At 41.2% G+C, this 23,639-nt stretch carries 17 protein-coding genes; 4 read left to right on the top strand and 13 right to left on the bottom strand.

Annotation, left to right across the window (positions count from 1 at the left end; all coding sequences use genetic code 11):
• Positions 1-14: 14 nt before the first annotated feature.
• On the bottom strand, positions 15-2,276 hold the full coding sequence (gene pflB / locus CLV38_RS00630; protein WP_106190148.1) for a formate C-acetyltransferase: 2,262 nt from the start codon (positions 2,274-2,276) through the stop codon (positions 15-17).
• 345 nt (positions 2,277-2,621) lie between these two features.
• Between pflB and adhE the strand changes: the two genes are divergently transcribed.
• From adhE to CLV38_RS00615, 3 genes are all read left to right on the top strand, one after another.
• Entirely contained in the window at positions 2,622-5,219 is a 2,598-nt protein-coding gene (adhE, locus tag CLV38_RS00625; protein ID WP_106190145.1) for a bifunctional acetaldehyde-CoA/alcohol dehydrogenase, read from the top strand.
• Between the two features lie 206 nt (positions 5,220-5,425).
• Positions 5,426-5,674, top strand: a complete 249-nt coding sequence (locus CLV38_RS00620) for an ion channel (protein ID WP_342751961.1) — start codon at positions 5,426-5,428, stop codon at positions 5,672-5,674.
• A gap of 12 nt (positions 5,675-5,686) precedes the next feature.
• Positions 5,687-6,340 (top strand): potassium channel family protein, encoded by a 654-nt coding sequence (locus CLV38_RS00615; RefSeq protein ID WP_106190139.1) that lies wholly within the window; start codon positions 5,687-5,689, stop codon positions 6,338-6,340.
• Between the two features lie 841 nt (positions 6,341-7,181).
• Here the strand turns inward: CLV38_RS00615 and parC are convergent.
• Both parC and parE read right to left on the bottom strand, forming a co-directional pair.
• On the bottom strand, positions 7,182-9,656 hold the full coding sequence (parC, locus tag CLV38_RS00610) for a DNA topoisomerase IV subunit A (protein WP_106190136.1): 2,475 nt from the start codon (positions 9,654-9,656) through the stop codon (positions 7,182-7,184).
• Between the two features lie 23 nt (positions 9,657-9,679).
• The gene (gene parE / locus CLV38_RS00605; RefSeq protein ID WP_281260027.1) at positions 9,680-11,653 is read right to left on the bottom strand and encodes a DNA topoisomerase IV subunit B; all 1,974 of its coding nucleotides are present in this window, start codon (positions 11,651-11,653) and stop codon (positions 9,680-9,682) included.
• A gap of 260 nt (positions 11,654-11,913) precedes the next feature.
• Between parE and plsY the strand changes: the two genes are divergently transcribed.
• Positions 11,914-12,516 (top strand): glycerol-3-phosphate 1-O-acyltransferase PlsY, encoded by a 603-nt coding sequence (gene plsY / locus CLV38_RS00600; RefSeq protein ID WP_106190134.1) that lies wholly within the window; start codon positions 11,914-11,916, stop codon positions 12,514-12,516.
• Between the two features lie 73 nt (positions 12,517-12,589).
• Here plsY and hslU read toward each other — a convergent pair whose 3' ends face one another.
• The 10 genes from hslU to deoD form a co-directional block, all read right to left on the bottom strand.
• Complete coding sequence (gene hslU / locus CLV38_RS00595; protein ID WP_106190131.1) at positions 12,590-14,017, bottom strand: ATP-dependent protease ATPase subunit HslU; 1,428 nt, start codon at positions 14,015-14,017, stop codon at positions 12,590-12,592.
• 13 nt (positions 14,018-14,030) lie between these two features.
• Positions 14,031-14,570: an ATP-dependent protease subunit HslV gene (hslV, locus tag CLV38_RS00590; RefSeq protein WP_106190128.1), complete on the bottom strand. Its 540-nt coding sequence runs from the start codon at positions 14,568-14,570 to the stop codon at positions 14,031-14,033.
• 173 nt (positions 14,571-14,743) lie between these two features.
• Positions 14,744-15,649, bottom strand: a complete 906-nt coding sequence (gene xerC, locus CLV38_RS00585) for a tyrosine recombinase XerC (protein WP_106190126.1) — start codon at positions 15,647-15,649, stop codon at positions 14,744-14,746.
• 165 nt (positions 15,650-15,814) lie between these two features.
• Positions 15,815-17,884, bottom strand: coding sequence for a type I DNA topoisomerase (topA, locus tag CLV38_RS00580; RefSeq protein WP_106190123.1), 2,070 nt, complete (start codon positions 17,882-17,884; stop codon positions 15,815-15,817).
• A gap of 141 nt (positions 17,885-18,025) precedes the next feature.
• Positions 18,026-18,910 carry a DNA-processing protein DprA gene (gene dprA / locus CLV38_RS00575; protein ID WP_106190120.1) on the bottom strand — a complete coding sequence of 295 codons (885 nt, stop codon included), beginning with the start codon at positions 18,908-18,910 and terminating at the stop codon, positions 18,026-18,028.
• Positions 18,911-18,985: 75 nt separating this feature from the next.
• Positions 18,986-19,720 carry a ribonuclease HII gene (locus tag CLV38_RS00570; protein WP_106190353.1) on the bottom strand — a complete coding sequence of 245 codons (735 nt, stop codon included), beginning with the start codon at positions 19,718-19,720 and terminating at the stop codon, positions 18,986-18,988.
• A gap of 19 nt (positions 19,721-19,739) precedes the next feature.
• Positions 19,740-20,606, bottom strand: a complete 867-nt coding sequence (gene ylqF / locus CLV38_RS00565; protein ID WP_106190117.1) for a ribosome biogenesis GTPase YlqF — start codon at positions 20,604-20,606, stop codon at positions 19,740-19,742.
• A gap of 31 nt (positions 20,607-20,637) precedes the next feature.
• On the bottom strand, positions 20,638-21,258 hold the full coding sequence (lepB, locus tag CLV38_RS00560; protein WP_245920509.1) for a signal peptidase I: 621 nt from the start codon (positions 21,256-21,258) through the stop codon (positions 20,638-20,640).
• A gap of 121 nt (positions 21,259-21,379) precedes the next feature.
• Positions 21,380-22,828: a S41 family peptidase gene (locus tag CLV38_RS00555; RefSeq protein WP_106190112.1), complete on the bottom strand. Its 1,449-nt coding sequence runs from the start codon at positions 22,826-22,828 to the stop codon at positions 21,380-21,382.
• Positions 22,829-22,902: 74 nt separating this feature from the next.
• Positions 22,903-23,622, bottom strand: a complete 720-nt coding sequence (gene deoD, locus CLV38_RS00550; protein ID WP_106190109.1) for a purine-nucleoside phosphorylase — start codon at positions 23,620-23,622, stop codon at positions 22,903-22,905.
• Positions 23,623-23,639: the final 17 nt, after the last annotated feature.

Here is a 23,639-nt window from a genome sequence, read left to right as displayed (position 1 = left end):
CTTACCGACTTAGTTTACATATTGTCATGGAATGTTCTGCTAATGACTTCAAGTTGTTGCTCTCTAGATAATTTAATAAAGTTAACAGCGTAACCTGATACACGGATGGTCAGCTGCGGGTACTCTTCCGGATGGTTCATCGCATCTTCTAATGTCTCACGATTCAGTGCATTGACGTTCAGGTGGTGACCGCCTTTTTTAACATAACCGTCAAGCATGGCTGACAGATTGCGTATCTGAGTACTTTCCTCTTTTCCTAACGCTTTTGGTACGATAGAGAACGTATTGGAAATGCCGTCTAATGATTCTTTATATGGTAACTTGGCAACCGAGTTCAAACTTGCCAGAGCTCCATTAGTATCTCTTCCATGCAGCGGATTAGCTCCTGGTGCAAATGGAACACCTGCCCGTCTGCCATCCGGTGTATTACCTGTTTTCTTACCATACACAACGTTTGATGTAATCGTTAGAATAGAGGTTGTGTGAACAGCGTTTCTGTAAGTTGGGTGTTTCTTCACTTTACCCATGAATTTTTTAAGCAAATCTATCGCAATATCGTCTACACGGTCATCGTTGTTTCCATATTTAGGATAATCGCCTTCGATTTCATAATCGACTGCCAGACCATCTTCGTCTCTGATCACTTTAACTTTTGCATATTTGATAGCTGAAAGAGAGTCAACAGTTACTGAGAATCCGGCTATACCTGTCGCCATTGTCCGAACAATCTCTGAATCGTGCAGAGCCATTTCCACACTCTCATAACTATATTTGTCATGCATGTAGTGAATAATGTTCAGTGTATTGATATACATTCCTGCTAACCAGTCCAGCATATCGTCATATTTCTCAACAACTTCATTATAGTCAAGAACATCAGATCTGATTGGTCGGAATTTAGGTCCAGCTTGTGTTTTGTACACTTCATCGACTCCACCGTTGATTGCATACAGCAGAGCTTTGGCTAAGTTCGCACGAGCTCCGAAGAACTGCATCTGTTTCCCGATTGGCATAGCAGACACACAGCAGGCAATCCCATAATCATCGCCCCACTCTTCTCGCATAATGTCATCATTTTCGTATTGAACGGCACTGCTTTCGATTGATACTTTTGAGCAGTAGTTTTTAAATGAAGAGGGTAATTTTGTTGACCATAGAACTGTCAAGTTCGGTTCTGGTGCTGGTCCTAGATTACTTAGAGTATTCAAAAATCGATAACTGTTCTTAGTTACAAGGTGACGGCCGTCAATTCCAATTCCGCCGATAGCTTCAGTTACCCATGTTGGGTCTCCAGAGAACAGTTCATTGTATTCAGGTGTTCGGGCAAATTTGACAAGACGAAGTTTCATGACAAAATGGTCAACTAGTTCCTGAGCATCTTTTTCCGTCATGACTCCTTCTTTAATATCTCTTTCCATATAGATGTCAAGGAAAGTTGATGTACGTCCAAGAGACATTGCTGCTCCGTTTTGTTCTTTAATAGCTGCGAGGTATCCAAGGTATAACCACTGGAATGCTTCAACAGCTGTCTTAGCCGGACGTGAAATGTCAAATCCGTAAATGTTCCCCAATTCTTTCAATTCATTTAATGCCTTAAGCTGATCACTGATCTCTTCACGTTTGCGAATAATATCTTCACTCATCATGGCCGTATCAGAAAGAGCCTTATCATTTTCTTTTTCCTTTATTAAACGATCAACACCGTACAAAGCTACTCGTCGGTAATCTCCAATAATCCGTCCACGACCGTAAGCATCCGGTAAGCCAGTAATGATACCTGTGCGACGCGCATCTCTCATTTCAGGTGTATAAGCATTGAACACACCTTCATTATGAGTCTTTCTCCAATCTCTAAAGACATGAGATAAATAGGGATCAATCTCAAACCCATAAGATTCTGCAGCCTGTTCCATCATCCGTATGCCACCGAATGGCTGTAATGAGCGTTTAAACGGTTTGTCAGTTTGAAACCCGACTACTTTTTCTTTGTCTTTCGTTAAATAGGCAGGTCCGTGTGAAGTGATGGTCGACACAATTTCCGTATCCATGTCCAGCATACCACCAGCATCGCGTTCTAGTTTGTTCAAATCCATAACCTGAGCCCATAACTCTTCAGTTTCTGAAGTCGGCCCTTCAAGGAATGACTCATCTCCATCGTATGGCGTATAATTACTTTGGATAAAATTGCGGACATCAACAGACTCTTTCCATTGACTTCCTTTAAACCCGTTCCAAATTGTTTCAAGGGTCATTTCGTCAGTACGTTGCTTTTCCATAATCAATTCTCCTTTTTGACTCGTGTTTTTCTACATGTTCATACTATCACATATAAGAGCATTACTCAAGTGAATGAGTGAACAATAAGTGACAATAAGTAAGCAGACGGTCCCGCTTAACTATTGCTCGATAAATCACAATATGTCACAAATTAGACACACTTCCTGATTTATGCAAGCGAATTCACTATGCTATGATGTGTTTGTAAACAAAAACAAATTAGTTTAAGCGTTGAGCAGACAATCTTTCTTCACAAAATGGTGAGTACCCATTAACTGTGGAGTAAGATTATATTTAAACCACATCATGCTCAATACTTCACTAACATTATGGAGGGAACCATTATGGTAAAAGTATTAGATAAAAAAGAAAAGATCACAAGTGTACAGAAAGATATCGATAACTTGGTCACTAATGCGCAATCAGCTCTAGATAAAATGTACAAACTCAACCAGGAACAAATCGATAAAATCGTTAAAGAAATGGCTCTTGCAGCGCTTGATCAACACATGGTCCTAGCTAAATTAGCTGTACAGGAAACTGGTCGAGGCGTTTATGAAGATAAAATTGTCAAGAATATTTTCGCATCAGAATATATTTATCACAGTATTAAAGACGACAAGACAATCGGTGTCATCAATGAAAACGTACATGAAGGAACCGTCGAAATTGCAGAACCAGTCGGTGTGATCGCAGGCGTAACACCAGTAACGAACCCGACCTCTACAACAATATTCAAATCTATGATTTCAATCAAAACAGGTAATCCAATCATATTCGCTTTCCACCCTTCTGCTCAGAAGTCAAGTTCTGCTGCTGCAAAGGCCGTTTATGACGCTGCTGTTAAAGCTGGCGCACCAGAGCACTGTATTCAATGGGTAGAAAAACCTTCTATAGAAGCAACTCAAACATTGATGAAACATGACGGTGTCGCTACTATTTTAGCAACAGGTGGTTCAGGAATGGTCAAATCAGCTTATAGTTCAGGGAAACCTGCATTGGGTGTTGGCGCTGGTAACGTTCCGTGCTACATTGAAAAAACAGCTAATGTCAAACGAGCAACAAATGATCTGATTCTTTCTAAAACTTTCGATAATGGTATGATTTGTGCTTCAGAACAAGCAGTCATTGCTGATAAAGAAGTCTATAATGATGTCAAACAGGAAATGATCGACAACGGCTGTCACTTCCTTTCCAGAGATGAGCGGCTACTGGTTGAAAAATTGATGGTATCTGAAGAGAATCACTTAAATCCGGATATCGTTGGCCGTTCAGCTTATCAGATTGCTCAAATGGCTAATGTAACAGTTCCTGAGGAAACTAAAATTCTAGTAGCTGAATACCCGGGTGTTGGAAGAGACTATCCACTTTCAAGAGAAAAATTAAGTCCTGTACTAGCAGCATATAAAGTGAACGAATCTAAAGAAGGTATCAAGCGTGCGGAAGAAATGCTGGCTTTCGGGGGATTGGGACACTCTGCTGTTATACACTCAAACAACGATGCCATCATCAGTGAATTTGACAGACGTATGAAAGCTGGTCGTCTGATTGTGAACGCTCCTTCTTCTCAAGGTGCGATCGGTGATATCTATAACGCCTACCTTCCCTCTTTAACATTAGGGTGTGGCTCATTTGGAGGAAATTCAGTGTCTACAAACGTCAGTACAATGCATTTGATCAATGTTAAAAAACGTGCTAAACGAACAAATAATATGCAGTGGTTCAAGATTCCACCAAAAGTCTATTTCGAACGTAACTCAGTACAGTACCTGGCTAAAATGCCCGCTATCAAAAAAGCGTTCATCGTAACAGACCCTATGATGGTTGAATTAGGATATGTAGACCGTGTCCTCTATCACCTGCGTAACCGTAAAGAGTATGTCCATTGCGAAATATTCTCTGATGTCGAAGCAGATCCTTCTAAAGAAACAGTACTGAAAGGCGCTAAAGCAATGGAAGCTTTCCAGCCGGACGTCATTATCGCACTTGGCGGTGGATCACCAATGGATGCAGCTAAAGGGATGTGGTTATTCTACGAACACCCTGAAACAGACTTTAGCGGCATCAAACAAAAATTCATGGATATCCGTAAACGTGTTTACAAGTACCCTACTTTGGGTGGAAAAGCACAATTTGTCGCTATACCAACTACTTCAGGTACTGGCTCTGAAGTCACTTCCTTTGCCGTTATTACGGATACTGAAAATAACATCAAGTACCCGCTGGCAGATTATGAGTTGACACCTGATGTTGCGATCATCGATCCTCAGTTTGTTATGACTGTTCCTAAAGTCGTGACTGCTGATACTGGAATGGACGTCCTGACTCATGCAATCGAAGCCTACGTATCGAACATGGCGAATGATTTTACAGATGGATTAGCTATCAAGGCTATGCAGTTAGTATTTAAATACTTGCCGACTGCTTACCACCACGGTGACGATGAAGTAGCGAGAGAGAAAATGCATAATGCCTCAACAATTGCTGGTATGGCTTTCGCCAATGCTTTCTTAGGAATCAACCATAGTCTGGCTCACAAATTAGGTGCAGAGTTCCATATCGCCCATGGCCGTGCAAATGCGATTTTACTCCCTCACGTCATACGGTACAATGCTAAAAAACCGACTAAATTTGTGGCATTTCCTAAATATGAGCACTTTATAGCAGACGAGCGTTATGCTGAAATTGCAAAAGCACTTGATTTACCGGCAAGTACCACACAAGAAGGTGTAGAAAGCTTAATTAAAGCTATTTATGACTTAGCTAAAGAAATGAACATTCCAATGAGCATCAAAGAAAATAATGTTGATAAAAAAGAATTTGAATCAGTTGTAGATGATATGGCTGAACGCGCATTTGGAGATCAGTGTACTACTGCTAATCCAAAAATGCCTTTAGTGAAAGAGTTAGCTGAAGTCTACCGTTCCGCTTACAAAGGGTAATCATTCGTAACAAAAAAAGGAGCTGATTGAGTATTTCAGCTCCTTTTTTGTCGTTATTTTTTAAATTAGAAATGGCTGAAACTGTTTATGGTCAGACTATCTCTTTATATTCATTAATGCTAAACTTATAATCACAAGAAGAAGTTTAGTATGCGCTATTTAGGAGTGGGTCATTTGCAGCAGCGCAAGAGAACAATTCATGTTTTATATTTGCTAGTAACGATTATTATTGTAGGCACTATCGGCTATTTTTATTACTGGATATCACATTAATGGACGCTATCTACATGACAGTCATTACTATGTCCACAGTCGGCTATCAGGAAGTTGCCCCTATGACTGCACCGGCACAAGTCTTTACAATCATCCTTATTTTTTTCAGTTTAGGGACTCTTGGCTACTCCGGATCTCAGTTAATCGGCTATTTTTTTGGTGGTAAATTACGTGAATCCTAGAGGGAACAACGAATGAAAGATCATATTAGTGAAATGAAAGATTATATTATAGTGTGCGGAGCCGGTGAAACCGGGCAGCATATCATTCAATCACTGGAAAAAGAACAGGTCGATTTTGTCGTGATTGAATTCGAACAAGACAAAATCGAACAAGTGAAAGAATACAGCTCTGTCATTGCGTTTCAGGGAGATGCCACCTCAGACGAAACGCTTGAGAAAGCCGGTATATCTCGGGCTAAAGGCTTGGTAGCCTCTTTGAATAATGATGCGAATAATCTATATGTGGTACTCTCAGCAAGACAGCTCAACCCAAATCTACAAATCGTGGCCCGAGCAATCACTCATGATTCTCATGAAAAACTGATACGGGCAGGAGCAGATAAAACAGTCTCTCCAAATGAGATTGGAGGCCACCGAATGGCTTCCATGCTGCTCAAGCCAAATGTGATTGATTTTCTGGATACCATTACACACTCAGGTAAAATAGATTTGAATCTGAATGAAGTCGTCATAAAGCAAGGCTCCAGACTCAGTCATAAAACGCTGATGGATGCGAATATCCCTGAGCAGACAGATCTGATTATTATTGCTATCAAAGAAATGGATAGTGACGATATCCTCTTTAATCCGACTAAGATCACCACCTCACTCCCGGTCAGACCTTGATTGTTCTCGGAGAAGATAAAGATTTAAACAGATTGAAATTATTAGCTGAATCCTAGTCTGTATCTCGTTTCAGACAAAATTTCTCCATAAAAGGGAGAACTAAGATATATAGTGTTCCTCCCACCTATTCCTATAATAAGGAAAGGTAGTGGGAATGCACTTTTTATTGTCGCTCTTTTACCCTCACTTATTATAGGGCTTCTCTTAGCCGGGTTCTAAAGATGTCTACTCTTTAGTCGAAATCCCCCTGTTTCTCTTCATCGAGTTCGACATAGGTCCGCTCTTTTGTCTATCTCGAAACTCTCATACCTTGTGGGTTCGACATAAAACACCTTCTTTTGTCGATCTCATTTAGTTTTTCTTCATCGAGTTCGACATATGTCCGCTCTTTTGTCTATCTCGAAACTCTCATACCTTGTGGGTTCGACATAAAACACCTTCTTTTGTCGATCTCATTTAGTTTTTCTTCATCGAGTTCGACATATGTCCGCTCTTTTGTCTATCTCGAATCTCTCATACCTTGCGGGTTCGACATAAAACACCTTCTTTTGTCGATCTCGTTTAGTTTTTCATCATCGAGTTCGACATATGTCCGCTCTTTTGTCTATCTCGAATCTCTCATACCTTGTGGGTTCGACATAAATCACCTGCTTTTGTCGATATCAAGCTATAAATACCTACTAAAACACTTAGGAGAAATTATAGCAGGAAGAAAATTGCCTCATAACTAATTTTAGAAGAATATAGAAAAAAACAGGGACCACTTTGTATTAACCTACAAAATAGTCCCTGTTTTTTCACTTTTAATTTTTAAGATTTTGTTGCTTGCTGTTCATTAACCTTAATTTTCTTTTGGTTCTTCTTCAATCAATACGACGTTTGATTTGTAAGAATCGACCGGAATTCCGTCAGAATCTTCATCTAAGATAAATGATCCATTGCTATAACGATCACTGAATGCATACTCTTTAGGCAAAATAGTCTGTGTTTTATTTTTGCTGGTGAGGATCGTCAGTTCATCGTGTTTATCTTCAACGCCAATAACCAGTGCAACTCGGTGTGGTTTATTTTTCAGTTCTCTCAAGACAAGTAATCCTCTTTTAGCTCTTGAAATAAGATCAAACTCTCTCATGTTCATTTTTTTGACTGATCCTCTATGCGTCACAAGCATCGCACTCTTGTTTCCTTCCTGAGGATTAAAGATAATGCCGTTGACGACGTAATCGTCTTTTTTGAGATTGATGGATTTTACGCCACTAGCGGTCGAGCCCACTAACGATACTTCAGTTAAGTTGTAGCGCAGACCAAATCCCAAGTGTGTCACCAGGAAGACATCCAGTTGACTATCATCGTCTATCAGATATACTGATAGACACTCATCTGTTGCTGATTTCAACTTGATGGCAGTAGCTGATCGTGAACGGTAGGTTCTCTTCGGTTCGTATTCAGAGGCAAGCGTCTGCTTAATATACCCTTCTCTAGTCATAAAGACAAAACGCTGCTGATCACTGAATTCTTTCAGGCCAAAGACCGCAATAATCGTTTCGTTTTGTTCCAGATTGATGCTTTGGGATATATGCTGTCCCAAGTCTTTCCATTTGATCTCTGGAATTTCGTGCACAGGGCGGTTGATGACGTTCCCTTTTGATGTGAACAGAACAAGTTGCTCTAATGTTGACATCTTTTCAGTGAAGAGAGAATAATCCCCTTCTTTCAGTCCGACTTCTTCAGGGTTCGACGCACTGTATGAACGCAAACTCGTCCGCTTGAAATAACCGTGTTTGGTAACTGATACGACAACATCTTCTTCTGCAACCAGTACTTCTTTTTCGATTTTTATTTCTTCTATTTCATCTTCAATAACTGTTTGACGGTCTTGAGCATACTGTGTTCTGATCTCTTTTAACTCTGTTTTTATAACATTATTCAACGTTTTCTCGTCACTCAGTATCAGATTATACCCCTTCATCCGTTTAGTCAGTTCATCTGCCTCTTTCTGCAGTTGAGTGATATCTGTATTCGTCAGGCGGTACAACTGCAGACTGACAATTGCTTCTGCCTGCATCACGGTAAAGTCGAAGGCTTTAACCAGATTGTCTTTTGCATTACTTTTATTGTCACTTTCTCTAATGGTCTTGATGACTTCATCCAAAATAGAAATAGCCTTAATCAGACCTTCTACAATGTGAGAGCGTGTCTGATCCTTTTGAAGCAGGAAACGGGTTCTCTTTTCAACGATCTCCCGCTTGTGTTTTAAGTAAGCAGTCAGAATCTCTCTGATCCCGAGTTGTTGAGGACGTCTCTCGTTGATTGCAATCATATTAAGATTGTACGATACCTGCAAGTCTGTGTTTTTTAGCATATACATCAGTATTCCATTTGCAGGCGTATCTTTTTTCAACTCAATGACAATTCTTAGCCCTGTCCGGTCAGATTCGTCTCTGACATCAGCGATTCCTTCTATTTTTTTGTTCAATCGGATCTCGTCCATTTTACGGACCAGCGTTGCTTTATTCACTTCATAAGGAACTTCAGTAATGACAATCTGTTCCTTCCCTCCACGCATCGTTTCGATTTCAGTTTTACTGCGGACAACAATCTTTCCTTTACCTGTTTTGTAAGCTGATTTCAGTCCTTTGATCCCTTGAATAATTCCGCCCGTTGGAAAATCCGGGCCTTTTACAAACTCCATCAGTTTATCGATCGATGCATTTGGATGCGATACCAGGTAAATAGCAGCGTCAATGACTTCTTTCAAATTGTGCGGTGGGATATCTGTTGCATATCCTGCTGAGATACCTGTAGCGCCGTTAACCAGTAAATTCGGAAAACGGGCAGGCAGAACGGTCGGTTCGTTGGTGGTATCATCAAAATTCAGCACGAGATCAACGGTCTCTTTATCAATATCTTTCAGAAGTTCTTCCGCTATTTTTGATAGGCGTGCTTCAGTATACCGCATAGCCGCGGGCGGATCGCCATCCATACTCCCGTTATTTCCGTGCATGTCAACCAGCGGTGTTTTCATTTTCCAGTCCTGGCTCATTCTAACCATTGCTTCATATACACTGCTGTCACCATGAGGGTGGAAATTACCAATTACATTCCCCACTGTTTTAGCTGATTTTCTGAACCCCTTATCATTTGTATTACCCTCAGAAAACATCGCGTAAAGAATACGACGCTGAACTGGTTTAAGCCCATCTCTGATGTCAGGGAGGGCACGTTCCTGAATAATATATTTAGAGTACCGTCCGAAACGGTCACCCATTACTTCTTCTAAAGTCAGTTCCTGTATTTCTGCTCGTTCATTTGCCATACGAATTTTTCAGCCCTTTCCCGCTATTGAATTGGATTTTCGAGTTCATCCATGACTTCGTTTGTTTCAAGAATGCTTCCGCCTTCTTCTAACGAGAACTCGACATTTTCTTCGATCCATTTTCTGCGCGGATCCACTTTATTTCCCATCAGTACAGAGACTCTTCGCTCTGCCTGTGCCAGATCATCGATTGTAACGCGAATTAAGGTCCGTGTGGCTGGATCCATCGTGGTTTCCCACAACTGGTCCGCGTTCATCTCTCCCAGACCCTTGTAGCGCTGTATCATGTAATTCTTTCCAAATGTCTTGAGTAGTTTTTCGAGTTCTTCATCCGTCCAGGCATATTCAATGACTTCTTTCTTTCCTTTTCCTTTAGACACTTTATATAAAGGCGGCAGAGCCAGATAAATTTTACCCGCTTCGATCAGTGGTCTCATGTACCGGTAAAAGAACGTCAGAAGCAGTACTTGAATATGGGCTCCATCTGTATCCGCATCGGTCATGATGACGACTTTGTCATAGTTACAGTCTTTCAGATCGAACTCAGGACCAACACCGGCCCCGATTGTATAAATCATGGTACTGATTTCTTCATTTTTTAAAATATCCTGCATATTGGCTTTTTCAGTATTGATGACTTTCCCTCTCAACGGAAGGATCGCCTGGAATTTTCTGTCTCGTCCCTGTTTAGCAGAACCACCGGCAGAATCCCCCTCCACCAGATATAACTCATTTTTACTGGCATCTTTACTCTGAGCAGGCGTCAACTTGCCTGACAGCAGCGTCTCTTTCCGCTTGCGCTTTTTGCCATTTCTGGAGTCTTCCTTGGCTTTTCGGGCAGCTTCCCTAGCTTCTCTTGCCTTTACGGCTTTACGCACGATTTTCTGGCTCATTTCGCCATTTTCGGCTAGATAAAAGTTGAACTGCTCTGAGATAATCGAATCACAGGCTGTACGGGCTTCTGAAGTGCCCAGCTTGCTTTTAGTCTGGCCTTCGAACTGAAGCAAGTTTTCAGGGATTCTGACCGATAAAATAATAGCAATTCCTTCTCTGACATCTGAGCCTTCAAGATTTTTATCTTTCTCTTTGATCAAACCCACGCGTCTTGCATAGTCATTAAAGGTTTTAGTAAAGGCTGACTTAGCCCCTATTTCATGTGTACCACCGTCTTTAGTCCGCACATTATTGACGAAACTCAAAACATTCTCAGAATAGCCGTCGTTATACTGGAAAGCACATTCTACTTCTATCCCTTTATATTCTCCTTCGAAATAGGCTATAGGGGTCAATGTGTCTTTTTCTTCATTTAAATAATGTACAAATTCCTTGATTCCTTCTTCATAATGAAAAGACTCACTCGCTTCTTTTCGTTCATCTTTAACAGTGATTGTCGTGCCTTTAAGTAAAAAGGCTGATTCTCTTAAGCGTTCACTGAGTAAGCTGAAAGAGTACTCCAAAGATGAGAAGATTTTAGCGTCCGGTTTAAAATGGACGGTTGTACCTGTCTCTTTTTTCGGTGATTTTGCTTTAGTCAATTTGCCGGATGGTTTTCCGCCGTTTTTAAATTTCTGGGTATATTCAACGCCATCACGCCTAACTGTAACAGTCAGCCACTCAGATAAGGCATTGACCACTGAAGCGCCTACTCCGTGAAGCCCACCTGATGTTTTATATCCGCCGTCCTGACCAAATTTCCCTCCGGCATGCAGAACTGTAAAGATAACTTGAATAGATGGAACGCCGGATTGGTGCATTCCAGTGGGCATTCCTCTTCCGTCATCTTTAACTGATATGCTGTTGTCTTTGTGAATGATCACGTCTATTTTCGATCCATATCCTGCAAGCATCTCATCTACTGAGTTATCAACAATTTCATAGACTAAATGATGCAGACCTCTGGAGTCTGTCGACCCAATATACATCCCAGGACGCTTACGTACGGCATCCAGTCCCTCCAGTACCTGAATTGAATTATCATCGTATTTATTCATTGCCATTAATTTCAGTCTCCTTCTTCACATTCAGTTGCTGTTTGTTAAAGCGTACGCTCTACCTGACTCAATGCACTCTATAAAGATAAAGTACAAGCATTATTAATATTACCATAACTATCAATTTTTTGGTAAAAAACATTTGTTCTGATTTTCACTTCGCTTTTATCAAAATAACACTCTCTGATTTTAAAAATGGTGTTGATTATTTGTTAAACATGGTAAAATAATCAATAGTGCAGCGCATGATTTAAGGAGGAACCCAAGTGATTGAAATACTCATGATAGGCGCAGCTTATCTTTTAGGCTCAATTCCATCCGGTGTGTGGATAGGTAAACTTTTCTTTCAAACAGATATCAGAGAACACGGAAGCGGCAATACGGGAACAACCAACACATTTAGAGTGCTGGGTAAAAAGGCGGGGACAATCGTCTTAATCCTGGATATTGCCAAAGGAACGATTGCGGCATTGCTGCCCGTCTGGTTAGGATTGGCCATACATCCTATGGTCGTTGGTATATTTGCAGTCATCGGTCATGTCTTTCCAGTATTTGCCTATTTTAAAGGGGGAAAAGCCGTAGCGACCAGTGCAGGGATCGCATTAGGGGCTCAGCCATTATTTGTGGGTATCCTGATCATTCTATGGTCAGCCATATTATACCTGTCTAGCATGGTCAGTTTAGCCAGTATCATCACACTGCTTGTAGCCGCAGTCGCGTCATTGTTTATCGGCGACTGGGTGTTCGCACTGATTGTCTGGGTGGCAATGATTATCGTTGTGGTTCGGCACCGTTCAAATATTGAACGGATCAGAAATGGTGAAGAAAACAGAGTGCCATTTGGACGAAATAGTTCCAAAAACAGCTAACAGCTTGAGAACAGCCTCCTTAACCAGTCGATGATCTGACTGGTTAAGGAGGCTGTTTTTTATTTGCTTACTTTTATAAGATATAGCGACTTAAGTCTTTATCTTCAACAATGTGTCCGATTTTGTCTTCGACATATTTTTGAGTGATTTTCACTTCGCCCATACTCATGTCAGGTGATTCGAACAGAAGATCTTCCAGCAGTCGCTCAAGTATCGTGTGCAGACGTCTGGCTCCGATATTATCGGTGGATTCATTCACGTCGAATGCAATCTCGGCAATTTTCTCAATAGCTTCCATTGTAAAAATCACTTCGATATTTTCTGTATCCAGAAGTGCACGGTACTGTTTAATCAGCGCATTTTGCGGCTCAGTCAGAATTTTCACAAAGTCGTCTTTCGTCAAGTCCTGCAGTTCCACACGAATCGGGAAACGCCCCTGAAGCTCAGGAATCAGATCGCTGGGCTTAGACAAATGGAATGCCCCAGATCCGATAAAGAGGATATGATCAGTGTTCACTGTCCCATATTTCGTACGGACACTCGATCCTTCAACAATGGGTAAAATGTCTCTCTGGACACCTTCACGTGAGACTTGCCCGCTATTTTGTCCACCCTTAGAAGTGATTTTATCGATTTCGTCAATGAAGATGATCCCAGAGTTTTCAGTTAAATGGACTGCATCCGCATTAATGTCTTCCTGATTAATCAGTTTATCAGCTTCTTCTTCAGTAAAGAGTTCAACCGCTTCTTTAACTGTGACTTTACGTTTAACTTTCTTAGTCGGAGTCAGTTGCCCTAAGGTTTCAGATAAATCGATCCCCATAGATTCCATTGGCGCACTCATTGGGTTTGGTGTCGTTTTTTTCTTTTCCTGGACTTTGATTTCAACTTCACGACTGTCCAGTACGCCCTTAGCAATTTGTTCTTTCAGTTCTGCCCGTTTTGAAGAGATTTCTGTTGTGACTGTTTCTTCTTCATCATCTTCATTATTTTGAGCAAACTGGTTGGGATCCACTCCCATGCCCTTGAACATGCCAGCTAATGGGTTATTATCGTAGCCGGTTTTTTCTTTTTTGATTCCGGGAGCAAGTGCTTTGGCAACACGGTCAATTGCTCTCTTTTCAGCACGTCCTCTGACGTTTTTTCGGTACTCGTCTCTAACAATCTGAATAGAGGACTCAGTCAAGTCTCTGACCATTGATTCGACATCCCGCCCAATATAGCCGACTTCTGTAAATTTCGTCGCTTCTACTTTAAGAAACGGCGCATCCACGATAGCTGCCAAACGTCTGGCGATTTCTGTTTTCCCGATACCAGTAGCCCCAATCATAAGAATGTTTTTAGGGGTGATCTCCTTCTGCATGTCGTCATCCAGCTTTAATCGACGGTAGCGATTTCTTAGTGCGACCGCAACAGCCTTTTTGGCATCCTTTTGTCCGACGATGTATTCATCTAGTCGTGTGACTATTTCTCTTGGTGTTAAATCATTTCTAGCTCTCATCTATACATTCTCCTTACAATTTTTCAGTAACGATATTATGGTTAGTGTAAACGCAGATATCCGCGGCAATGGTCAGACTGTCTTTCGCAATGACTTCTGCTGACAAGTCTTTTCCGTATTTCTTCAACGCTCTGGCTGCAGATAATGCGAAATTTCCGCCTGAACCGATCCCCAATATGCCATCATCCGGCTGAATCACTTCTCCATTACCAGAGATCAGCAGCATTTGTTCCTTGTTCATAACGATCAGCAAGGCTTCCAGATTTTTCATCATTTTATCCGTGCGCCATTCTTTAGCGAGTTCCACGGCAGCACGCATTAGATTGCCATTATACTGATTGAGGTATCCCTCAAATTTTTCTTCAAGAGTAAATGCATCTGCTACACTACCCGCAAATCCGACAAGTACTTCATTATTATATATTTTACGGACTTTACGCGCTGTCCCTTTCATAACGATCTGTTCACCCATCGTTACCTGTCCATCTCCTGCCATTGCACATTCACCGTTGTGCTGAATGGCTAGAATCGTGGTTGCATGAAATTCTACCATATTGAACCCTCCGTATTGAATTATAAATTAATTGATGACGACAAATAAGTTGTTCCTTATCCAATTTAATCTCTTTTTCTCTCAATGTAAAGCAGTGTGTTCAAATTATTAGCACTCTGTAAGATTTGCTTGAAATAGTCATTCTTTCTTTCCAGTTTAGTCATAAAATAATCTTATCCCCTAGCTCTTGGGTGATAGGCATCATAATCTTTCTGTAAATGCTCCGTCGTCACATGCGTGTAGACCTGTGTTGATGACAGGCTTTTATGTCCAAGCAGTTCCTGTACGGTCCTGATATCTGCTCCGTTATTTAATAGATGAGTGGCAAATGTGTGCCTTAGCATATGAGGTGAAATTTTATTAGTTAAACTGCTCTTTTTGATGAGCTGATTCAGTACATAATGAATACCGTTTTGAGTGATCTGGTCCCCATGATGATTGATAAATAAAAAGTCATGCTCTTTAGTGTATTTAGTCATGACCACGGCCCGGCCCTCAGTCAGGTAAGCTTTCATAGCCTCACTTGCATAGTGTCCAAACGGAATATACCGCTCTTTATTTCCTTTTCCTTTTACAAACAGCATGCCCATTGAAAAGTCGACATCATCGATTCGGATTCCCTGGCATTCACTGACACGAATTCCAGTGCCATACAGTAATTCAAGTATTGACTGATTACGATAATCCAACGGTTTATCCCCATCTGCAGCTTCAAACAAGGCCGTCATTTCTTTTTCATAAAAAAAGGTAGGCAGTCTTGACCCTCGTTTTTTCACATGAAGATAAGAAAACGGGTTATCCGACACGATTTCATTATTCAGCATAAACTGATAAAACGCCCGAAGACTGGATATTTTGCGGGAGATTGAAGCTCTGGCGTATTTTTTGTCCGTTAAATGGCTCAGATAAATACGGGCATCCGACAAATTGACAGAGAGAAAGTCTTCGTCTCCTGTTTCGCTTAAAAAAGCCTCAAATGCTTTTATATCATCCATATACGCCTGATTGGTGTGTGCCGAGTAGTGCCGTTCATTGTTCAAGTAATCAGAAAACAACTGCATCCATTTATTATCCATCAAATCTCACCTTCCATCCTCTATTCTACCACAATCATTCTCTTTGGACATGGGGCCAGAGACAGATTTGTTTCATATCATAGATCGCTCAAAAAAAATCTCCCACCCACAATGTTTAAAGGGACGAGAGATCTTTTTAAAGCTATATAAACTGAGTATAGTATTAGTTTATTTCTGAAGGGCCTCTTCATAATCACAATTTGAACATTTGACCTGACTTTGTTTCTTAGTAATTTTTTCAACCAGGTAGTGTTCACACTTCGGACAGTCTCGTCCAATGGGTTTATCCCATGAAGTGAATTCACATTCCGGATAATGTTCACATCCGTAAAAAATTCTATTTTTCTTGGATTTACGTTCAACCACTTCTCCTTTTTTACATAAAGGACAAGTAACGCCTATTTTTTTAACGATTGCTTTGGTGTTACGGCAATCCGGAAAATTAGAACAGGCAAAGAATTTTCCATATCTGCCCATCTTAATGACCATAGGTGATCCACATTTTTCACAATCGAATCCTGCCGGTTCATCTTCTATTTCAACCTCTTCGAGTTCTTTCTCAGCAATCGTCACTTCTTTTTTGAACGGTTGATAGAATTGATCGATCAGCTCGACCCATTCTTTTTTGCCTTCTTCAACAGCATCCAGATCTTTTTCCATGCTGGCAGTAAAGTTGACATCCACGATGTTAGGGAAGAACTCGCCAATGATTTCATTGACAATTCCTCCTAGCTCGGTGGGCTCAAATCGTTTGTTTTTAAGCGTAACATAGTACCGTCTTTGAATTGTTTCAAGCGTCGGTGCGTAGGTAGATGGTCTCCCAACTCCATTTTCTTCAAGAGACTTGATCAAGGTCGCTTCACTGAACCGTGCTGGTGGCTGTGTGAAATGCTGACTTGGCTCCAGTGATTCAAGCTTGATCACATCCCCTTCCACAAGATCAGGAAGCATATTATCTTTTTCTTTTTTAGCTTCAGAGTAAACCATCTGATACCCTTTAAATTTCACTTTGGATCCATTAGCTCTGAACATGACCTCATTCTGTTCGATATCAACACGCATCGTGTCATAGACAGCCGGTTTCATCTGACTGGCAATAAAGCGAGACCAGATCAGCTGATAGAGTTTAAACTGATCTTTGCTTAGGTACTGTTTAATATCATCGGGCTTTCTTGCAGCACTGGTCGGTCTTATTGCCTCGTGTGCATCCTGAGCTCCACTTTTATTTTTCAAAGCTTTAGTAGTAGTCGCAGCGTACTCTTTGCCGTACTCGCTGATGATCAGCTCATTGGCTTCTGCTTTAGCGGTATCTGACAAACGAGTCGAGTCGGTACGCATGTAGGTGATCAGACCGACCGCTCCTCCTCTACCTAATGAGATTCCCTCATACAACTGTTGAGCAGTCATCATGGTTTTACGCGTTCTGAAATTGATCTTACCGGCAGCTTCCTGTTGCAGGCTACTCGTTGTAAAGGCAGGATGAGGATTTCGTTTACGTTCTTTTTTGACTACTTTACGTACATCAAAATCGCCATCTTGATCCAGCTTTTTCAGAACCTTCTGAACAGCTTCGTCATTTGGCAAATCACTTTTCTTACCATTCAGGCCATAGTAGCTTGCTTTGAACTTAGTGCGTTTTTTAAGAAAATTAGCATCAAGTGACCAGTATTCTTCGGGATTAAAGTCTTTAATTTCTTTTTCTCTGTCGCAAATCATTTTCAGAGCAACAGATTGGACACGTCCGGCACTCAGTCCACGTTTCACTTTCTTCCATAACAATGGACTGATCTGATAACCCACGATGCGGTCCAGGATTCGTCTAGCCTGTTGAGAATCTATTAAATCTTCATTTAAACGTCTGGGGTTTTTCAATGCATTTTTTACAGCATCTTTTGTGATTTCATTGAATACAACACGGTTCAATTCTGTGTTGTCCAAATCCAGCAGAAAACTTAAATGCCATGCAATAGCTTCCCCTTCTCTGTCCGGGTCAGCTGCGAGAAAGACTTTTTCAGCCTTTTTTGCATGTTTCTTCAGTTCTTTGATGACTGGACCTTTACCACGGATGGTAATGTAATCTGGTTCGTAATTGTTTTCAAAATCCACGCCCATACGACTTTTAGGCAGATCACGAATATGACCTAAACTGGCCACCACTTTATAATTTCGTCCAAGATATTTTTCAATTGTTTTTGCCTTAGCAGGCGATTCTACTATTACTAGATATTTAAAAGCCAAGTAGCAGGCTCCTCCCTTATTTTACGTTCCTTTTACGAGGTATTTCTCTGAAATTCTGGGACAAACCCTTTAAATCAAAGAATCGTTTACCATCATATGCCATATGAAATGGATTTGTCAACTTTGAAATAGATTTAAAGTTCATTTGTTCACTATTTCGAAGTTCCATTCGTCCAATATATCCTTACCTGATGAACAGGGGATAGCACCGGCTTTTATCAGATCATTACACCCTTCAGACAACTCACTTACTATTGAACCAGGCACTGCGAACACGTCTCTTCCTTCCTCTAATGCCATACGGGCAGTGATCAGACTTCCGCTTCTTTTCCTGGCTTCAATGACTAATACACCTCTGGATAACCCCGCTATAATTCGATTGCGCGCAGGAAAATGGTGTTTTTTAGGTGGAGTGCCAAGAGGATATTCCGTAATAACCAGCTGACTTTCGGTCATTTCCTGCTGGAGACTACTGTGCATTGTAGGATAGACACGGTCCAGTCCTGTGCCGATTACTGCAATCGTCGGCTGCTCACTTGACACTGCATACTGGTGAGCGAGGCCATCGACACCTTTGGCTAAGCCACTGACAATCCCAATGCCTGAATCTGCCAGATCGGGCAGCAGAACATTAAGTGCCAATTGCGCATAAGGCGTGCATTCTCTGGCCCCGACAACGCCTAATAAAGTCAAAGACAACAGAGATAGCTGTCCACTGTAGAACAGCACCAGCGGAGGTTCATACGAATGCCTCAGCTGACTAGGATAAAGCGGAGACAGGATCGATAAATACCGGATAGACAGTTTCTCATACTGCTCGGTTAGTTGCATTATAGGTATATTTTTTTCATAACGCAAAAAAGAAGCCCGTTTTTTTCTGTTGACGGTCGCTTTTCCGACACAATTCTGACTAAAACCACTCAGCGTCACAATACGTTCACACGCTAATGTCCATTTTTCCTTATAGGTTAAATAAGGGTAATGCGCTAGTGTGAATAAGGTTATTTCTTCTTCTGACCACTCCATTAAAAATTCCTCCAATATAAAAAAGTTCTTATCTATCTCATTATCGAAATAGATAAAAACTCATGAAAAAAATCGTTAATTTATATAATAGGAACTGACTGGACTGAATGATTTCCTGTGTATAGGCGTCGGGCCCAGTCTTTTTAATCCTTCTAAATGTTCTTTTGTTCCATAACCCGCATTTTTACTGAATCCGTACCCGGGATAGAGTTCATCGTACTCTTTCATTAGATTGTCTCTGATGACCTTGGCTATAATCGATGCAGCTGCAATCGATATACTCTTGGCATCCCCTTTAATGATTTTCTCCTGTGAATACGGAATATCAATGTGCATGGCATCGATCAGGACATGGTCAGGTTGAACTGACAAATTCATGACAGACTGCTTCATCGATAATCTCGTCGCCTGATAAATGTTCAGACGATCGATGTCTTCTGCTGAAACAATCGAGTAGCGGATAGCTATAGCCTGTTCTTTAATCTTAGAGGCCCAATACTCCCGGTCCTTTAAGCTCAACTGTTTTGAATCGTTAATGCCGACTAATGCTGCATCTTCAGGTAAAATAACCGCTGCAGATACAACAGGACCAGCTAATGGTCCTCTACCAACTTCATCGACGCCTGCTATCATAACCTTGCCTTTTGTACGTGCATTTTTCTCGTACGCCTGCATCACATCAAATTGCTCCAGAAGCTTCGCCTGTTTTGCTTTTTTAAGCTTCCAGCTTTTCAACGCACTCTGTACACCGGCGCGCTGATCCTGTTCCAGGTCTTTCAACAGACTTCTTTCAAGAGTATCAGCAGCCATTAAAACTTCTCTGATTTGCTTAACTGTCTGTGTTTTCTTTTCCGATATCTTCTGGTCTCTCAAATGTAATTCTTCCTAACTGTCCATTTCTTAATTCGTAGATCACCGTTTTAGCTGCCCGGTCATAATCGTCTTTAAATCCTCTTTTGTGAGAGATGGACATTAATAATTCAGGCAGGGTTTCTTCCTTTTCCTGACTTTCATCTAAATTGTAACGTTCTGTCAATGCAAGGGGATAGGCTTTCTTCAGGTAAGCCATCGCATATAAGGCTATGTCATCCAGATGCAGTAAGGCATCTTTAATTGCACCTGTTACAGCGAGCTTTCTTCCAACTTCCTGATCTTCAAACTTCGGCCATAGTATACCGGGAGTGTCCAGCAGTTCAAGCTCTTTACCATATTTTATCCACTGCTGCGCTTTCGTTACACCAGGTCTGTTTCCAGTCTGAGCAATGTTTTTCCGGGCAAAGCGGTTGATCAGTGTGGACTTCCCGACATTCGGTATGCCTACGCACACTGCTCGTAACGCACGAGGCTTCATTCCCTTACTCTCTCTTTTGTCAAAGAATGGTTTGAGAACTTCCTTGGTCAGTTTCAGGACTTCCTTCAGTCCCTGACCTTCTTTCGCGTTGATTGAAATTGCCGGTATTCCCTTTTCTTCGTAATACCTTACCCATTCTCCTGTTCGTCTGGGATCAGCCAGATCGCTTTTCATCAGAATAATGATGTGGGGCTTGTCCCCTATGATGTTTTCAATGTCCGGGTTCTTACTGGAATATGGGATGCGTGCATCAACTAATTCATAAACGACATCAACTAATTTTAATTTTTCTAAAAACTGTCTTTTGGCTTTGGCCATATGACCTGGATACCACTGTATCGGCACGTTATCAATCCTCTTTCATTTTTTACTTCTATTAATCTACTGACCCGATTCGATTTAATGGCCATATTCGCAGACTTGTTTCTCCAATAACCGTCTCCGCTTCAACAAACCCAAAGGAGCGACTGTCTTTTGAGTTTATCCGATTATCACCTAAAACGAATAACATTCCTTCAGGGACTGCTTCAACTCCCTGTAAAGAAGGTAAACTGAAATCACCATTATAGTAAGCGGATACTTCATCACTCTCTTGAGTTAAATCAACATATGATTCATCAATTAGTTCATTATTGACATACATTTCCTGATTCCGGTAATCAATTTGATCACCTGGTACACCGATTACCCGCTTAATGTACTGCTTATCTGGATCTTCGGGAGCCGGAAAAACAATAATGTCAAAACGGTCAACTGAGGATACTTTGTTTAAAAGTAAACGGTCTTCATGTTCCAGAGTCGGATTCATGGAGTCTCCTTCAACGCTCACTGGCGCAAATAAAAACGTCCGAATACCGACAAATATTCCTGTTATCACAATAATATAAAGAAATGTACTGACCAGTTCCTGGGCAAAACTTTTCTTTTTTCCTCGTTTGCTTTTGCTGTTTTGACTGCCGTATCGGTCATTGCCCGGCTCAAAAGAAGATTCACTCATGGCTATCCCTACTCTCATTTACTCATAGCTATACACTTATATTTTACACCAAAAAAGAGAGAGAAAGAAAATAAGTTTGATTAACAATCACACTTTTTCTCCTCTCTCCATATTTCACCTGCTAATTCTCCAGCAGATACTCTATAGCTCTATTATATTGGGTATCATTTTCACTGATCAGTTCTCTCAACGCCTCAATGAGAGCTGTAGCGGTAGCTCCTTCAACAATACCATTTGTTTCCAGATCATTTTCACTCTGGAATGTTTCAACAGCTTCAACTGTATCACCATCAAATGAATTGTCTACTTCACCGATATCGTAACCTAGAGCATCCAATATGCCATTGATATTTTCCACTTCTTCAGAAACCATACCCTCATTGTAAGTCTCTTCCTGATTAATAATCAGAAAATTCTGATATTCAGGCATTTCCACTTCAACATCAGGCTGTATAGCTTCTTCAGTTACCCAATCTCCATCTGCAGTCAACCATCTTCCGGCGGTAAATTTGATTTCACCGTCCCCCGATAAAGGCAAAATATTCTGTATTGTCCCTTTTCCAAAAGTTGATGTCCCTATCAATGGGATATCAGCAGACTGGCTCATAGCTCCGGCTAGTATCTCTGATGCACTGGCACTTCCACCATCGATCAACAGCACACTTTCACCAGTGAACTTGAAGTCCCCATACTCCTCGGAATCTGCAGTGTAAACAAATGGGTCTTCATCTCTACCTTGAGACTGCATTAAAGGTTCGCCGTCTTCAACGAAAATATTTGAAATCTGTATAGCTGAGTTCAGGAGGCCTCCAGGGTTCCCTCTTACATCAAAAACGAATTGTTCAGCGCCTTGACTTTGAAGGTCTTCAATCGCAACGACCAGTTCTTCGTATGTTGGGACATTAAAGTTTGTAATGTGAACATATCCGATAGTCGGATGGTTTTCATCCAGTTCAAATCTGACAGACTCAACCGGGATAGAATCTCGCGTCAGTGTGATCGAAAATTCGCTGTCTCCTCTTAAAATCAGTAATTCAACGTCAGAGCCCTGTTCTCCTCTGATTAGAGCTACTGCCTCATTAATGTTCAAGTCTGCAACGGATTCATTATCCACTTCAACAATATAGTCATTGGGCATCAGTCCAGCTTCTTCAGCTGGTGAACCGGCGATTGGAGAGACGATTCGAACATATTCGCCTTCTTTCATAACTTCTGCGCCTATCCCTTCAAATGACCCTTGAATATCTTCATCCATCGATGATGCTTCTACTTCATCCAGATACTCAGTGTACGGATCCTCAATAGCATCGGCCATCCCTTCCAAGGCCCCTTCAATAAGGGTGGATGAGTCAATCTCTTCCAAGTACTGTGTCATTAATATAGAATAGAGTTCTTCGATCGGCTGAAAATCAGAAATTTGAGTGATTTCTTCGCCGTTCGAATCAGTAACTGTTTCCGTCAGTGGGGCACCGTCCTGATCAGCTGATTCCTGAAAAAAGTTCAGGCTTAAAGCTGTACCCAAACTAGCAACAACCAGTACAATCAGTAAAGAACCAATGTATAAAGACAAACTGACTTTTTTTGTCTGCTTTTGTGTATTCGGTTCTTGTTACATGTTATTCCTCTTTTCTTATAGTGCTCAGATTACTTTTGAGCGTCCATTCTTAAGGCTGTCTCTAAAGCAATAATCATCATATCGTCAAATGTCGTTTGTCTCTCTTCAGCTGTCGTTTCTTCTCCTGTCAGTAAATGGTCGCTTATCGTCAGCAATGCCAATGCTCTCTTATTATGCTTGGCGGCTAATGAATAAAGCCCTGCAGCTTCCATTTCGACAGCGAGAACACCATAATCTGCCAGCTTCTTTTTATCTAACTCTTCATTATAAAACCGATCGGCACTCAGGACATTTCCTACTCGAATACTCATGCCTTTTTCAGTTCCTACATCATAAGCATGTTTCAGTAAATCAAAATCAGCAATAGGTGCGAAATCTACCTGGTTGTTAAAAATGTGACGGTGCAGACTGGAGTCTGTTGTAGCAGCCTGTGCTAACACGACATCACGAATTTTAATTTCCTTTTTCATACCACCGGCAGATCCGACGCGAATCAGATTCTCCACTCCATATTCCTGGATCAGTTCTTCTCCGTATATCATGACCGAAGGAATGCCCATTCCCGTTCCCTGAACAGAAATCTCCTGCCCTTTATAAGTTCCTGTGTAGCCAAAGGCATTTCTTACCGTGTTGTATTGTCTGACATCTTCTAGGAACGTTTCTGCGATATATTTTGCACGAAGAGGATCTCCAGGCATTAAAACTGTTTTTGCGATGTCCCCTTTTGCTGCTCCGATATGTGTACTCATTCTATCTCTCCTCAACT

It is taken from the genome of Alkalibacterium olivapovliticus, from assembly GCF_003003275.1.
In the GTDB taxonomy this organism is placed as follows: Bacteria; Bacillota; Bacilli; order Lactobacillales; family Carnobacteriaceae_A; genus Alkalibacterium; species Alkalibacterium olivapovliticum.
Note: the sequence above shows the minus strand (reverse complement) of the source record. Positions and strands in the feature narration are given on the sequence as shown.